The organism is Micromonospora sp. NPDC048839 (assembly GCF_040649915.1).
GTDB lineage: Bacteria > Actinomycetota > Actinomycetes > Mycobacteriales > Micromonosporaceae > Micromonospora.
This window is the reverse complement of record NZ_JBEZGL010000011.1, coordinates 166708-182243: the sequence shown is the minus strand read 5'-3', so window position 1 is coordinate 182243 and position 15536 is coordinate 166708. Positions and strand designations below refer to the sequence as shown.

Below are 15536 nucleotides of genomic sequence, written 5' to 3'. Positions count from 1 at the left end.
TAGCCTTCGCCCGTGACAGATCAGGCGTGGCCCTGGCCGGCCGGCGCGGCAACCGGAATTGGTTCGCTGCCCGGCACCGACATCGGCGAGGCGCAGCGGGTGGTCCTCGGTGAGCTTCCCGAACTGCCCCACCTGCCCGAGCTGCCGGCCCGTGGTCCCGGCGCGGACCTGATCGGCCGGTCCGCCGGGCTGCTGGTCGAGCTGCCCGTCGAGGTGTACGCCGGACGGTGGCGGGTCGCCCCACGCCCCGGCCGTGACCTGCGCCGGGCCGCTGACCTGATGGAACGTGACCTGGACCAGCTCGCCGAGCAGGCCGAGGAGTACACCGGGCCGATCAAGGTGCAGGCCGCCGGTCCACTGACGCTTGCCGCGTCCCTGGAGTTGCCGATCGGCGGCCGAATGCTGCGCGACCCCGGCGCGGTCCGCGATCTGACCGGCTCCCTCGCCGAGGGGCTGCGCGCGCACGTCGCGGCGGTGACCCGGCGACTGCCCCGGGCGTCGGTGCTGCTCCAACTGGACGAACCGTCGCTGCCGACCGTGTTGGCCGGGCGGGTGCCGACCGAGAGCGGGCTGGGCGCGTACCGGCCGGTCGACCCGGTGGACGCCGCCGCGCTGCTGCGCACGGTCGTCGACGCCGTCGGCGTCCCGACGCTCGTGCACTGCTGCGCCCCGGACGTGCCGCTGGAGTTGATCCGCTCCACCGGCGCCGTCGCGGTCGCCCTCGACCTGGACCTGGTCACCAAGCTCGACCCGCTCGGCGAGGCGCTCGACGCCGGCCTCGGACTGCTGGCCGGGGCCGCGCCGACCCGACCGCCGTCGGCCGGCGGCACCCCGACCTCCGCGCAGATCGCCGATCGGGTACGCCAGGTCTGGGACCGCCTCGGCTTTCCCCGCCGGCAGCTCGCCGAGCAGGTGGTGGTCACCCCGGCCTGCGGTCTCGCCGGCGCCACCCCGGAGTACGCGCGGGCGGTGCTCGCCGCGTGCCGGGACGCCGGCCGGCGGCTCGCCGAGGTGTGAGGTTTCCTGTCGTACCCGGTGGGCAGGATGACGGTCATGATTGGACAGCTGCGTTCAGTGGTGATCGACTGCCCGGACCCGCGGGCGCTGGCGATGTTCTACGCCGAGCTGCTCGGCGTGCCTCTCGCCGAGGGTGAGATGGACGACGACTGGGTGGTGCTGGGCGGTCCGCCCGGTCACCAGCCGCGTCTCGCCTTCCAGCAGGCGCTCAACCTCCGGGCACCGGCCTGGCCGGATCCGGAGCGCCCTCAGCAGTTCCACCTGGACGTGACGGTGGACGACATCGAGAGCGCGGAGAAGGCGGCACTCGCGCTCGGGGCTCGGCGACTGCCGGGCGAGGGCGAGGGTTTCCGGGTCTACGCCGACCCGGCCGGCCACCCGTTCTGCCTCTGCTGGGACTGAGCCTGCCGGGGGTTGCGGCGGCCGGGCATCATGGCCGCCGTGACTCCCACCTCCTCGCTGCGCGCCTCCGGTTCACTCTTCGGCCTCGCCTACGGTGACGCGCTCGGCAAGCCGACCGAGTTCCTGACCGTCGCCGAGATCGAGCACCGGTACGGCCCGACCGGCCCACGTGAGCTGTCCGGCGAGCCGGCGCTCGTCACCGACGACACCCAGATGGCGCTCGCGGTGGGCTGGGCGCTGCACGAGGCGCCGACGTTCACCCCGGAGGCGGTGGAGCCGCTGCTGCGGCAGCGCTTTCTGGCCTGGGCGGTCAGCCCGGACAACAACCGCGCCCCGGGGATGACGTGCCTGCGTGCCTGCGCGGAGTTGAGCCGTGGGCTGCGCTGGCAGGAGGCGACCATGGCCGGCTCGAAGGGGTGTGGGGCCAACATGCGCGTCACCCCGGTTGGCTTGCTGAAGGTGGACCTGGACACGATGGCCGGATTGGCCCAGTTGCAGGCCGGGTTGACCCACGGGCACCCGACCGGGCTGGCCGCCAGCGAGCTGACCGCGTACGCCGTCTTCGCGCTGCGCGCGGGCGCCACGTTGCCCGAGCTACCCGCGATCCTCACCGAGCGGGCGCGGTCCCAGCGCCTGGTCTACCGGGAGCAGTGGCTGGGTGATCTCTGGCAGCGCCCGGGGGTCGGGACGCCGGCGGAGTTCATCGCCCGGGGCTGGGACGAGTGCCTGGCGGTGCTGGGCCGACTGACGGACGCTCTGCGCCAGCCGGACGACGGCGGCGACCCGTGCCGGGCCACCGGCGAGGGCTGGGTTGCCGAGGAGGCGCTGGCCACCGCGCTGCTCTGCGCCGTACGGCACGCCGACGACCCCGTTGCGGCACTGACCCGAGGCGCGACCACCGCCGGCGACTCGGACTCGATCGCCGCCCTGGCCGGCGCGTTCGTGGGCGCGGCCGCCGGCATGGCCGCCTGGCCGACCGGGTGGGTCGACCGCATCGAGTACGCGGACCAACTCGCCACTCTCGGCGCCGCCTGGGACTGACCGAGCCGCCCGCCCCGCCTTGGCCCGCCCCGCCTTGGCCTGCCCCGCCTTGGCCTGCCCCGCCTTGCGCCCGCCCTGCCTTGGCCCGCCCTGCCTTGGCCCGCCTTGGTCTGCGGGCGTGATCCACTCGGGTTCCTGAAAGTCGGGGTGTCCCGCGGTGTCGGATGCCGCGGTTTGCAGGAATCCGAGTCGATCACGCCGTCTTTGGTCGGGCGGCTACGCGGCGGTGCGGTGGTCAGGGGGTGGGCAGATGGCGCAGGTTGCGGACCTTCTTCCACAGGTCGGCGTCGCAGCGCCCGGCGTGGTCGGCGAAGGCGGCCGAGTTGAGTCGGACCGGTTCGGTCAGGCTGAGGTAGCTGTCGTGCTCCGCGCCGGGGTCCCAGTCCTGGGTGGGGATCCGCACGTGGTCGTCCCGGTCGCTCTTGTCCTGACTGGTGATCTTGAGGACGTCGGCGCCCCGGGAGTCGGCGCGCAGCACCAGACAGGGGCGGACCTTCGAGCCAGTGCCGTCGGCGTACGGCACGTCGGCCCACCAGATCTCGCCCGGCGCCGGGGCGTCCCTACGGTCGGTGTCGCGTGAGCGGGGCTTTGCGCCCGGTCGGTCGGTGCCGCGCGGTCGAGGTGGGGTGGGCCGACGACCGCCGGTGCCGGCCGTGGCACGGCGATCCGGTCGGGTGCCCGACGGCCGGTTGGAAACCCGGTGCCGCCAGCTGTTCCAGGCCCAACCCGCACCCACGGCCAGCAGGATCGCCACCGCCCAGAGCAGTGCCTCGCGCATCGCACAACCTCCTGCCACCGACGGACGCATCCCCGCCGCTCTGCCCACCGGCGGGTGCCCCGCCTCGTGCCCACCGGCGGGTGCCCCGCCTCGTGCCCACCGGCGGGCGTACCCCCGCCTCCTGGCGGCTCGCGGGCCGCACCGTCCGGCGATCCTCGCACGCCGTCGCCCGTGCCGCCCGCCAACCACACCGCGGCTGCCCCGACGCCCCGCGGCACCCTGGGGACACCCCCTTGATCACTTCAGGGTGAGCAGCCGGATCGGGCCGTCGACGACCACCGAGCATCACGTGATCACGGAACGCGGTGGAGAGGAACGTCGCTGCGAGCGCGGGCGGGCAACGGATTGTCTCACCGGCCCGATACCGTGCCGGAGTAGCGTGATCAGGGAGGTCGCAGGCGTGTCCGAAGGTGGCGGTGTGTCCGAGGAGCAGATCGGTCAGCAGGTCAGCCCGGCGCAGGAGGCGGCGGCCGGGGCTGAGCCGACGCCGCAGGCCCGGGAGCGGCATGCCACGCTCAGTCAGGAGTTGACCGAGCATCAGTACCGCTACTACGTGCTGGACTCGCCGACCATTCCCGACGCCGAGTTCGACAAGCAGCTGCGTGAGCTGGAGGCGTTGGAGGCGGAGTTCCCCGCCCTGCGGACACCCGACTCGCCGACCCAACGCGTGGGCGGCACGTTCTCCACCGACTTCACCCCGGTCACCCACGCCGAACGGATGATGTCGCTCGACAACGCCTTCGCCGACGAGGAGTTGGCGGCCTGGGCCGAGCGGGTCGAGCGCGACGCGGGCGGCCCGGTGCGCTACCTGTGTGAGCTGAAGGTCGACGGGCTGGCCATCAACCTGACCTACGAGAAGGGCAGGCTGGTCCGGGCCGCCACCCGGGGTGACGGCCGCACCGGTGAGGACGTCACCGCCAACGTGCGCAGCATCCGGGACGTGCCCGGTCAGCTGACCCCGTCCGCCGAATTCCCGGACATTCCCGAGCTGGTGGAGGTTCGGGGCGAAATCTACTTCCCGGTCGCCGCGTTCGCCGATCTCAACGCCGGCCTGGTGGAGCAGGGCCGGGCGCCCTTCGCCAACCCCCGTAACGCCGCGGCGGGCAGCCTTCGACAGAAGGATCCGCGGGTCACCGCCTCCCGGCCGCTGCGTCTGGTGGTGCACGGCATCGGCGCGCGTCGCGGGTTCCAGCCCACCGCGCAGTCCGAGTCGTACGCGGCGCTCAAGTCGTGGGGGTTGCCGACGAGCGACCGCTGGCGGGTCGTGCCCGACCTGGCCGGCGTCGCCGAATACATCGCCTACTACGCCGAGCACCGGCACGACGTCGAGCACGAGATCGACGGGGTGGTGGTCAAGGTCGACCCGGTCTCCATCCAGGGCCGACTGGGCTCGACCAGCCGCGCGCCCCGGTGGGCGATCGCCTTCAAGTACCCGCCGGAGGAGGTCACCACCAAGCTGCTCGACATCGACGTCAACGTGGGGCGCACCGGCCGGGTCACCCCGTTCGCCGTGCTGGAGCCGGTGCGGGTCGCCGGCTCCACCGTCGCGCTCGCGACCCTGCACAACGCCCGTGAGGTCGAGCGCAAGGGCGTGCTCATCGGTGACACGGTGGTGCTGCGCAAGGCCGGCGACGTGATTCCCGAGGTCCTCGGCCCGGTGGTCGACCTGCGTCCCGCCGACGCCCGGCCGTTCGTCATGCCGACCACCTGCCCGGCCTGCGGCACCCCGCTCGCGCCGTCGAAGGAGGGCGACGTCGACATCCGTTGCCCCAACACCCGCAGCTGCCCGGCCCAGCTACGCGAGCGGGTGTTCCACCTTGCCGGTCGCGGTGCCTTCGACATCGAGGCGCTCGGCTACAAGGGCGCGGCGGCCCTGCTGGACGCGGAGGTCATCGCGGACGAGGGCGACCTCTTCCAGCTCGATGCCGAGCAGCTGTCCCGATCCCCGTTCTTCGTCAACAAGGACGGCAGCCTGGGCAGCAACGCCAGCAAGTTGCTGGACAATCTGGCCGTCGCCCGGCAACGGGACCTGTGGCGGGTGCTGGTGGCGCTCTCCATCCGGCACGTCGGCCCGACCGCCGCCCAGGCGCTCGCCCGGCACTTCCGCTCGATGGACGCCATCGACGCGGCCACCGAGGAGGAGCTGTCCTCGGTCGACGGCGTCGGGCCGACGATCGCGGCGAGCCTCCGCGAGTGGTTCGCGGTGGACTGGCACCGCGAGGTCGTCCGCAAGTGGGCCGAGGCCGGCGTACGGATGGCGGAGGAAGCGGGCGACGAGGGGCCGCGCCCGCTGGAGGGGCTGACCGTCGTGGTGACCGGCACGCTCGCCGGTTTCTCCCGGGATCAGGCCGCCGAGGCCATCCAGAGCCGGGGCGGCAAGGTCAGCGGGTCGGTCTCCAAGAAGACGAGCTTCGTCGTGGTGGGAGACAACCCGGGGTCCAAGGCCGACAAGGCGGCCAGCCTGAAGGTGCCGGTGCTCGACGAGGCAGGGTTCCAGCTCCTGCTGGACGCCGGCCCGGACGCCGCACGGGAGGTCGCCCAACCGGGCGGCTGACCGCACGGGTGCGACGCGCGGCGACTGGTCGCGTATACCAACTTAATTACGACTACGACCGATTCGTGACTGTCATACCGGGAAACCGGGGGCCGAGGGCGTTTCATTGGGTCACGGCGTGCGCACCCGCACGCCGAAGGTCGGTCGGGAGGTGTCGTGGAGGTCGCCGACCCACGCAACTCGCTGCCCCCGGGACGGGTGGCGCCGTTCGCCGCCTTCGTCGTCGGCATCCTGGTGGTGGCCGCGGTGACCGCAGCCGTTCCACTCGCGACCCTTCCCGATGAGCTGTCCCAGTTGCCGGTGGCGTTCTGGACGATGGCCGCGCTCGCCGTGGTCTGCGACGCCCGCCCGTTCGTCCCGCCGGGGCGCCGGCAGACCTCGGCGGTGTTCCCCTCCACCTGCTTCACCTTCGCGATCCTGCTCGGCTGGGGCCTCGGTCCGGCGGTGCTGGTGCAGGCGGTGGGGGTGCTCGTGTCGGGCTGGCGGATGCGGCACGCGGCGTGGCGGACGGCGTTCAACGTCGGGCAGTACGCGTGCGCCCTCGCCGCCGCGTACGGCGTGATCCTGCTCGGGCCGGGCACCATCTTCTCCGGCGGACGGTTGCACTGGACCGACGTGGCCGCCGTCGGCGGGGCGACGCTGGCCTGGTTCGTCGTCAACTACGGGCTGGTCAGCTGGGCGGTACGGCTGCGCTTCGGGGACCGGTGGTGGCCCACCCTGCGGCAGGGGCTCGGCTTCGAGATGCTCTCCACCGGCTCCCTGCTGCTGCTCGCCCCGGTGCTCGTCGCGGCGGCGCGGGTCAGCGCGGCACTGATCCCGCTGGTGCTGGTGCCGCTGTTCGCCGTCTACCGGATGGCGCGGCTGACCGTCGAACAGCAGCACCTCGCCGCCGCTGACCCGCTCACCGGTCTGCCCAACCGCAAGGCCCTGTTGACCGAGGTGGCCGAGCAGGTGCACGTGCATGCCGAGCGGACGGCCCGCGGCGAACCCGACGGTCAGTTGGCACTGCTGTTGATCGACCTGGACCGCTTCAAGAACGTGAACGACGCCCTCGGGCACGCCGTGGGCGACCGGCTGCTGGTCGAGGTGAGCGCGCGGCTCACCGACGTACGGCCTCGACCCCAGATGATCGCCCGGCTCGGCGGCGACGAGTTCGCCATCGTGATGACCGGGCTGACCGACGTGGGTCAGGCGCGGGAGTTGGCCGACGAGGTGGTCGAGGCGCTGGCCGAGCCGGTGCCGCTCGACGGGCTTCCGTTGGACGTGGGCGGGTCGATCGGGATCGCCCTCTTCCCCGAGCATGGCGAGGACTTCGCCACTCTGATGCGCCACGCCGACGTGGCGATGTACGACGCCAAGCACCGCAACGACACGGTGGCCGTCTACGCCCCCGAGTCCGACCACAACTCCGCCGAGCGTCTCGGCCTCCTCGCCGACCTGCGCCGCGTACTGGAGTCCGGCCCGCCGGTCGACGGACCGTTCGACGCCGAGCCGGCCGGCCACGGTCACCTCGGAGGAGCGCCGGAGCAGGCCGGGCGCGGCCGGAACGGCGTGCCGGGTGAGGTGGTCGGCGTACCCCTCGACGTGACGGCCGAGGTGCGCGGCGGCGACGGGGCGGCGCTGCCCACCGGGACGCCGGCCGAGGCCGCGCCGCACACGGACCCGGCGCCGGCGATCGCGACGGCACCCCGGTCCGGTGGCCGGTGGTGGGGACGCCGGCGGCGCGACGACGCCGACCTGGTGCACGCCGACGAGCTGATCAACCAGATCGCGACAGGTGCCGACCCGATCCGGGGCCGTAACACCCGCGGCGCGGTCAGCGGCAACCGGCCGGGTCGAGGTCGGGAGCGGCGCGCCGGGCTCGGACACGGCAGGCGGTCGCCGAACGGGAGCGCGGTCGCCGCGCTGGGCGCCGGGGGGCTCGGGCCACGGCGGGACGTCGGGCCGGACTCACCGGGGCGACCGGTCGAACCGACGGGGTGGGCGCACGCGGACGACGGACCGGCCGACGACGCCGGGGAAATCACGATGTACTACCAGCCGCAGATCGCCATCGCGACCGGCGAGGTGGTCGGTGTCGAGGCCCTGCTGCGGTGGCGACACCCACGGCGGGGCATGGTCGACCCGGAGGAGCTCATCCGGGTCGCCGAGCAGAGCGCCGTGATGCGGCTGCTCACCCGGCGGGTGGTCGACGACGTGGTGGAGCAGCTCGCCGCGTGGTCGGCGGCCGGCATCGGCCTGCGCGCGGCGTTGAACGTCAGCGTGCGTGACCTGCACACCGGCGAGATCGCGGACCAGATCGCCGACCGGCTGGCCCGCTACGGGGTGCCCGCCGAGCGGCTGCAGGTGGAGATCACCGAGGGTGCGTTGATGGCGGACCCGCGCCGGGTGCTGGCGACCATCTCCCAGTTGCACCGGATCGGGGTGGGCATCGCGCTCGACGACTTCGGCACCGGCTACTCGTCATTGCAGCACCTGCGTCGGCTGCCGCTCTCCGAGGTGAAGGTGGACCGGTCGTTCGTCCTCGGCATGGCCGACGACGCCGACGACGCGGCGATCGTCCGGTCGATGATCGAGCTGGCCGGCGCGCTGGGATTGCGGGTGGTGGCCGAGGGCGTCGAGGACGAGCGGACCTGGCGGATGCTGCACGCCGCCGGTTGCGACGCGGCACAGGGCTGGTTCTACGCCCGACCCATGCCCGCTGCGGAGCTGGTCACCTGGCTGGCCCGGTACCGGCCGGTGCGCCCCACGGGCGGGCCTCCGCAGGCCGACGTCACGCGCCGCCCCACCCGCTGACCCGGCACGGGGGCAGCCGGAGGGGGAGTCCGGGGACGCGGCACCGGAGCGGAACAATAGACTCGCTCCGGTCACCGCGCGTCACGCTTCCGTCGTCGTGCGGCCGGCACACCGCCCGACCAGCAGGACATCAGAAGGGGGCACGGATGGCCGCCATCTCCCGCGAGGAGGTCGCGCACCTGGCGCGCCTGTCGCGGCTCGCCGTCACCGAGGAGGAGCTGGACACGTTCGCCGGCCAGCTCGACGTGATCCTCCAGGCGGTCGCCCAGGTCGGCGAGGTCGCCGCCGCGGACATTCCGCCGACCTCGCACTCGGTGCCGTTGACCAACATCTTCCGCGAGGACGTGGTCACGCCGTGCCTGACCCCGCAGGAGGCGCTGTCGGGCGCGCCGGACGCCGAGGACCAGCGGTTCCGCGTACCGCGGATCCTGACCGAGGATGTGGCCTCATGAGCGAGCGCCAGCGAGTGAATCATGGTTGCAGCGCCGTGGTGCCTCGTGGCGTCGCGGAGCGAAGCGGAGTGACGGCATGACCGATTTGACCAGAATGACCGCGACGGAGATCGCGAGCCTGGTCGCCGGCGGCGAGACCTCCGCCGTCGAGGTGACCCAGGCGCACCTGGACCGGATCGCCGCGGTCGACGACCGGGTGCACGCCTTCCTGCACGTCGACAGCGACGGCGCGCTCGCCGCGGCCCGCGCGGTGGACGAGCGCCGGGCCGCCGGTGAGGAGTTGGGTCCCCTCGCGGGTGTGCCGGTCGCGGTGAAGGACGTGCTCGCCACCCGGGGTGTGCCGACCACCGTGGGGTCGAAGATCCTGGAGGGTTGGCGTCCGCCGTACGACGCGACGATCGTGCAACGCCTGCGGGACGCCGGCACGGTGATGCTCGGCAAGACCAACATGGACGAGTTCGCGATGGGGTCGTCCACCGAATACTCGGCGTACGGGCCGACGCACAACCCGTGGGACCTGAGCCGGATCCCGGGTGGCTCGGGTGGTGGCAGCGCCGCCGCACTGGCCGCGTACGAGGCGCCGTTGGCGATCGGCTCGGACACCGGCGGCTCGATCCGCCAGCCCGGCGCGGTCACCGGCACCGTGGGCGCGAAGCCCACCTACGGCGGCACCTCCCGCTACGGGCTGGTCGCCTTCTCCTCGTCGCTGGACACCCCCGGCCCGTGTGCCCGTACGGTGCTCGACGCGGCCCTGCTGCACCAGGTGATCGGTGGGCACGACCCGCGGGACTCCACCTCGATCCCGCAGCCGGTGCCGGACGTGGTGGCGGCGGCGAAGCTCGGCGCGACAGGTGACCTGACCGGTGTGCGGCTGGGCATCGTGAGCGAGTTCGTCGGCGAGGGCGCCGAGCCGGGTGTGATGGCCGCGTTCCGCGAGTCGGTGGACGCGCTGACCAAGATGGGCGCCGAGGTCGTGGAGATCTCCTGCCCGACGTTCGCGTACGCGCTCCCGGCGTACTACCTGATCGCCCCCAGTGAGTGCTCCTCCAACCTGGCCCGGTTCGACGGAGTCCGGTTCGGCCTGCGGGTCGGCGACGACGGCAACCGGTCGCTGGAGGAGGTCATGTCGCTGACCCGGGAGACCGGCTTCGGCCCGGAGGTCAAGCGCCGCATCATGATCGGCACGTACGCGCTGTCGTCGGGTTACTACGACGCGTACTACGGGCAGGCGCAGAAGGTCCGGACGCTGATCACCCGGGACTTCACCGCCGCGTTCGAGCGGGTCGACGCGTTGATCTCGCCGACCACCCCGTCGGTGGCGTTCCCGATCGGCGCGCGCACCGCCGACCCGTACCAGATGTACCTGGCCGACCTGTACACGATCCCGACCAACCTGTACGGCGGGCCGGGCATCTCGGTGCCGTGCGGGCTCTCCGAGGGGCTGCCGGTCGGTCTCCAGGTGATGGCCCCGACGATGGCCGACGACCGGATGTACCGGGTCGCCGCCGCGTTGGAATCCGCCGTCGGCACGTTCACCCCGCCGACGCTGTAGCGCCGTCGCGACCGGCCCCGACGGATCCGTCCGTCGGGGCCGGTCGTCTGTCCGAGGGCTCTCAGGTGTTGCGGTGGTTGGCGAGGTAGCGGTCGGCCTCCCGCAGGTCACGCCAGCGCATCCAGCCCTGGACCGCCCAGAAGACGCCGAGCACCACCGCGATCACCCGGGTGGAGGGGCGGGAGGCGCCGACGACCAGCAGTGCCTCGACCAGCACGGCGACGCCGAGGATCCACAGCACCCAGCGTCTGCCCCGGCGGCGTTCGGCCTCCTGGCGAGCGAGGGAGTCGACGCGCGGGTCGTCGGTGTGCCCGGCGCGCAGGGCCTGGCGGGCCGCCGGGCTGGCGGTCCGGGGTGCGGGTAGCCGGCGGCCGATCGGCTGTCGCCGCGGGGACGGCGGCGAGGTCACGACCCGGCCCGGTCGCGCTGCCGCCAGGCCGTCAACCTGCCCGTCCCCCAGGCGACGGCCAGCCCGATCAGGCCCGGGATGATGAGCAGCACCACCAGGAGCCGAAGGTCGTCCGGCTGCCGCTCACCGCCGGCGACAGTCCAGCCGATCAGGGCGACCACGGCCCCCACCGCCCACGCGGCCAGCACCACCAGCAGGACCCGCCTGTTGTCGTACCGCCGCCCCGGCCCGGCCCGGCGAATAGATCGATCATTCCCCGTATTCGTCATGGTCGACCGATACCCACGTGTCGGCGCGCACACACCCGGTTACGACCATTGCCAGGTGTCTCGGGAAACCCGGGCGACAGGCGGCCCGACAACCCCACTAGGCTGGACCGGTTCTGTCCGGATCGCGCCTGGAGCGTCTCATGACCACGACACTGCCCGCGTACGACGAGGTCGTCGCGCGCTTCGAACCGGTGATCGGCCTGGAGACCCACGTCGAGCTGGGCACGAACACCAAGATGTTCTGCGGTTGCCCGACCGACTTCGGTGGCGAGCCGAACACCCGGGTCTGCCCGGTGTGCCTGGGCCTGCCCGGTTCGCTGCCGGTGGCCAACAAGGCGGCCATCGAGGCGATCATCCGGATCGGCCTGGCGCTGAACTGCTCGATCGCCGAGTGGTGCCGCTTCGCCCGGAAGAACTACTTCTACCCGGACATGCCGAAGAACTTCCAGATCAGCCAGTACGACGAGCCGATTTGCGTCGACGGTTACCTGGACATCGAGGTGGGCGGCGAGACGGTGCGGATCGAGATCGAGCGGGTGCACCTGGAGGAGGACACCGGCAAGACGCTGCACGTGGGCGGGGCCACCGGCCGCATCCACGGCGCGACGGAGTCGCTCGTCGACTACAACCGGGCCGGCATCCCGCTCGTCGAGATCGTCACCAAGCCGATCACGGGCACCGGTGCGCTCGCGCCCGACGTGGCCAAGGCGTACGTCGCCGAGCTGCGCGACGTGATCCGTACCCTCGGCGTCTCGGACGTGCGGATGGAGGAGGGTTCGCTGCGCTGTGACGTGAACACCTCGCTCAACCTGCCGGGCGCGGAGTGGGGCACCCGTACCGAGACGAAGAACGTCAACTCCCTGCGGTCGGTGGAGCGGGCGGTCCGCTCGGAGATGCTGCGCCAGGCGTCGGTGCTCGAGGCGGGCGGCCGGATCACCCAGGAGACGCGCCACTTCCACGAGGACACCGGTGACACCACCCCGGGTCGCTCGAAGGAGACGGCCACCGACTACCGGTACTTCCCGGAGCCGGATCTGGTGCCGATCGCCCCGGACCGGGCCTGGGTCGCCGAGCTGAAGGCCGCCCTGCCGGAGCTGCCGCGGGTGCACCGGCGTCGGCTCCAGGAGCAGTGGGGCCTGTCGGACCTGGACATGCAGTCGGTGTTGAACGCTGGCGCGGTCGAGCTGATCGAGGCCACCGTGGCCGCCGGCACCACCCCGGCCGCGGCCCGCAAGTGGTGGCTGGGTGAGCTGTCCCGCCGGGCCAACGAGAGCGGTGTGGAGCTGGCCGAGATCGGCGCGACTCCCGCCCAGGTCGCCGAGCTGCAGGGGCTTGTCGACGCAGGCAAGCTCAACGACAAGATGGCCCGTACGGTGCTGGAGGGCGTGGTCGACGGTGAGGGCTCGCCCACCGAGATCATGACCAGCCGGGGCCTGGAGGTCGTGTCGGACACCGGCGCGCTCACCGCCGCCGTGGACGAGGCGATCGCCGCGAACCCCGGCATCGCCGACAAGATCCGCAGTGGCAAGGTCGCGGCGGTCGGCGCGCTGGTCGGGGCGGTCATGAAGACCACCCGGGGTCAGGCCGACGCGAAGACCCTGCGTGAGCTGATCCTGGAGCGCCTCGGCGTCCAGGGCTGAGAGACCCACCCGGAGCAGGCCGTCGCCGTGACCCGGCGGCGGCCTTCCGCAACCCTGTCGACTACGCGGCCACCCCGCACCCCTTGCGAGGGCGTCAACGGCGACGCCCGGATGGAGCCACCGTGACCGAGCACGACCTCGATGTCCTCGACGAGATCCAGCGGCGGGTGCTGTGGCTCGCCACCCGGATCGTGGACGCCGCCAACCACGACCGGGCCACCGGCGACGGGGTGAAGGTCGGCGGCCACCAGGCGTCCAGCGCCTCCCTGGTCACGGCGATGACCGCGCTCTGGTTCGCGCACCTGGACGCCGAGGACCGGGTCGCCGTGAAGCCGCACGCGTCCCCGGTGTTCCACGCCATCCAGTACCTGCTCGGCAACCTGGACCGCTCCTACCTGCCCCGGCTGCGCGCCCGTGGCGGCCTCCAGTCGTACCCGTCGCGCACCAAGGACCCGGACGAGGTGGACTTCTCCACCGGCTCCGTCGGCCTGGGCGCCGCCGCGCCGCTCTTCGCCGCGGCCACCCGGCGGTACGTCGACGCGCACTTCGGGGCACGGCCGCACTCCCGGTTCGTGGCGCTGATCGGTGACGCCGAGCTGGACGAGGGCAACATCTGGGAGGCGGTGGCCGACCCGGCGACCACCGGGCTGGGCAACGTCATGTGGCTCGTCGACTTCAACCGGCAGTCGCTGGACCGGGTGGTGCCGGGCATCCGGATCAACCAGTGGCGGGGCCAGTTCGAGGCGGCCGGCTGGCACGTCGTGGAGGTCAAGTACGGCCGGCGGCTCGCCGAGGCGTACGCCCGGCCGGGTGGCGAGGCGCTGCGCGACTGGATCGACGCGATGCCCAACGAGCAGTACCAGTCGCTGTTCGGGTTGACCGGCCCGCTGCTGCGCAAGCAGTTCCTCGACGGAGCGCCGGCCGGCATCGACGAGCTGATCGCCCACGTCGACGACGAGGAGCTGGGTCCGCTCGTCACCGACCTGGGCGGGCACGACCTGCAGGCGATGCTCGACGCGTACGCCCAGTGCGACGCGGTCACCGACCGGCCCAGCGTCGTCTTCGCGTACACCGTGAAGGGTTGGGGGTTGCCCATCGCCGGCAATCCGCGCAACCATTCCGCGCTGCTCAGCCCGGAGCAGGTCGACACGCTGCGCGCCGCGCAGGGGTTGACCGCCGAGACCGAGTGGGACCGCCTCGACCCGGCGTCACCCGCCGGGATCCGGGCCGGCGCCCGCCGGGAGGCGCTGTCCCGCGCGCCGCGCGAGCGCGCGCTGGGCGTCACCGTCCCGGAGAGCACGGGAGTACGCGCCAACAAGCCGATCTCCACCCAGGAGGTCTTCGGTCGGGTGCTGGTGGACCTGGCGCGGGACCGGGAGGTGGGCCGCTACCTGGTCACCACCGCCCCGGACGTGGCCACCTCCACGAACCTCGCCGGGTTCATCAACAAGACCGGGGTGTTCGCCCCCACCGAGCAGCGCTCCTGGACCGAGGACCGGATGCTGCGCTGGACGGAGAGCCCCGCTGGGCAGCACATCGAGCTGGGCATCTCGGAGATGAACCTGTTCCTGCTGCTCGGCCAGCTCGGCCTGTCCTGGGACCTGTCCGGGCAGCCGCTGCTGCCGGTGGGCACGGTCTACGACCCGTTCGTGCTGCGCGGCCTCGACGCGTTCCTGTACGGCACGTACTCCGGCTCCCGGTTCGTGGTGGCAGGCACCCCGTCCGGCATCACCCTCGCCCCGGAGGGCGGCGCCCACCAGTCCACGATCACCGCGTCGGTCGGCCTGGAGCTGCCCGGGGTGACCTTCGTCGAGCCGGCGTACGCGACCACCCTCGACTGGCTGCTCTGCGACGCGCTCGGGCAGATCGCCGGCGGGTCGACCCCGGCCGCGACCGCCGCTCCCGCCGAGGACGGCGCGTACTACTTCCGGTTGAGCACCCGACCGCTGGACCAGGCGCCGTTCGAGGCGGCCCGCGCCCGGCTCGGCGACGCGGTGCTGCGCCGTCAGGTGGTCGCCGGGGCGTACCGGCTGGTCGACGCGCACCAGGCGTACCCGCATCTGGTGGACGCCCCGGTGGTGCAGCTGGCCGCCTCCGGCGCGGTGCTGCCCGAGGTGCTGGCCGCCGCGGCGGAGTTGGCCGACGAGGGCATCGCCGCGCACGTGGTGGACGTGACGAGCCTCGACCGGCTCTACCGGGCCTGGCAGCGCACCCTGCGCCAGGGCGTACGGACGGCCACCGTGCCCAGTGTGCCGGGCGCGCTGCGGTCCGCGTTCGCCGATCGGGTGCCGGTGGTGACCGTGCACGACGCCGCGTCGCACGCGATGGCCTGGCTCGGGTCGGCGGTCGGCGCGCCCGCGGTGCCGCTCGGCGTGGACGAGTTCGGCCAGTCCGGCACCGTCGCCGAGCTGTACGACCTGCACGACCTGCTGCCCGGCAGCATCGTCAACGCCGCCCTGGCCGCCATCGCCCTACGCTGACCCGGCCGCAGCGGGTGGCGGCTGCGTCTTCCGGGCCGCACGGCCCTGCCGGACCGCCGTCTGGACTCCGCCTCGGCTCGACCGAGGACGTTGGCTGGGTCGGTGGGCGCAGCCGGATGCCGGCGGTGACCGTCGGTCACCTTCGG

12 protein-coding genes are annotated in these 15536 nt (G+C 73.0%); 9 read left to right on the top strand and 3 right to left on the bottom strand.

The window, feature by feature from the left end:
• Positions 1-12 precede the first annotated feature (12 nt).
• Genes AB0C25_RS21965 through AB0C25_RS21955 form a run of 3 tightly spaced genes read left to right on the top strand, consistent with a single transcriptional unit; the run spans position 13 to position 2460 of the window.
• The gene (locus AB0C25_RS21965) at positions 13-1017 is read left to right on the top strand and encodes a methionine synthase (protein WP_357375854.1); all 1005 of its coding nucleotides are present in this window, start codon (positions 13-15) and stop codon (positions 1015-1017) included.
• Between the two features lie 36 nt (positions 1018-1053).
• Positions 1054-1419, top strand: a complete 366-nt coding sequence (locus AB0C25_RS21960; RefSeq protein WP_357375852.1) for a VOC family protein — start codon at positions 1054-1056, stop codon at positions 1417-1419.
• A gap of 30 nt (positions 1420-1449) precedes the next feature.
• Positions 1450-2460, top strand: coding sequence for an ADP-ribosylglycohydrolase family protein (locus tag AB0C25_RS21955; protein WP_357375850.1), 1011 nt, complete (start codon positions 1450-1452; stop codon positions 2458-2460).
• Between the two features lie 235 nt (positions 2461-2695).
• On the opposite strand, the gene AB0C25_RS21950 is transcribed toward AB0C25_RS21955, so the two are convergent.
• Positions 2696-3238 (bottom strand): type II toxin-antitoxin system PemK/MazF family toxin, encoded by a 543-nt coding sequence (locus AB0C25_RS21950; RefSeq protein ID WP_357375848.1) that lies wholly within the window; start codon positions 3236-3238, stop codon positions 2696-2698.
• Positions 3239-3656: 418 nt separating this feature from the next.
• Between AB0C25_RS21950 and ligA the strand changes: the two genes are divergently transcribed.
• From ligA to gatA, 4 genes are all read left to right on the top strand, one after another.
• Positions 3657-5792: an NAD-dependent DNA ligase LigA gene (gene ligA / locus AB0C25_RS21945; RefSeq protein ID WP_357375846.1), complete on the top strand. Its 2136-nt coding sequence runs from the start codon at positions 3657-3659 to the stop codon at positions 5790-5792.
• 156 nt (positions 5793-5948) lie between these two features.
• Positions 5949-8588, top strand: coding sequence for a bifunctional diguanylate cyclase/phosphodiesterase (locus AB0C25_RS21940; protein WP_357375844.1), 2640 nt, complete (start codon positions 5949-5951; stop codon positions 8586-8588).
• Positions 8589-8734: 146 nt separating this feature from the next.
• Entirely contained in the window at positions 8735-9040 is a 306-nt protein-coding gene (gatC, locus tag AB0C25_RS21935) for an Asp-tRNA(Asn)/Glu-tRNA(Gln) amidotransferase subunit GatC (RefSeq protein ID WP_007456314.1), read from the top strand.
• A 76-nt stretch (positions 9041-9116) separates the two neighbouring features.
• The gene (gene gatA / locus AB0C25_RS21930) at positions 9117-10592 is read left to right on the top strand and encodes an Asp-tRNA(Asn)/Glu-tRNA(Gln) amidotransferase subunit GatA (RefSeq protein WP_357375842.1); all 1476 of its coding nucleotides are present in this window, start codon (positions 9117-9119) and stop codon (positions 10590-10592) included.
• A gap of 61 nt (positions 10593-10653) precedes the next feature.
• Here gatA and AB0C25_RS21925 read toward each other — a convergent pair whose 3' ends face one another.
• Complete coding sequence (locus AB0C25_RS21925) at positions 10654-11001, bottom strand: hypothetical protein (RefSeq protein ID WP_357375840.1); 348 nt, start codon at positions 10999-11001, stop codon at positions 10654-10656.
• Entirely contained in the window at positions 10998-11270 is a 273-nt protein-coding gene (locus tag AB0C25_RS21920) for a hypothetical protein (RefSeq protein WP_357375838.1), read from the bottom strand. The genes AB0C25_RS21925 and AB0C25_RS21920 overlap by 4 nt, the downstream gene beginning before the upstream one ends.
• Positions 11271-11410: 140 nt before the next feature.
• Here AB0C25_RS21920 and gatB point away from each other — a divergent pair, with 140 nt between their 5' ends.
• On the top strand, positions 11411-12910 hold the full coding sequence (gatB, locus tag AB0C25_RS21915) for an Asp-tRNA(Asn)/Glu-tRNA(Gln) amidotransferase subunit GatB (RefSeq protein ID WP_357375836.1): 1500 nt from the start codon (positions 11411-11413) through the stop codon (positions 12908-12910).
• A gap of 122 nt (positions 12911-13032) precedes the next feature.
• Positions 13033-15390, top strand: a complete 2358-nt coding sequence (locus AB0C25_RS21910) for a pyruvate dehydrogenase (protein ID WP_357375834.1) — start codon at positions 13033-13035, stop codon at positions 15388-15390.
• Positions 15391-15536: the final 146 nt, after the last annotated feature.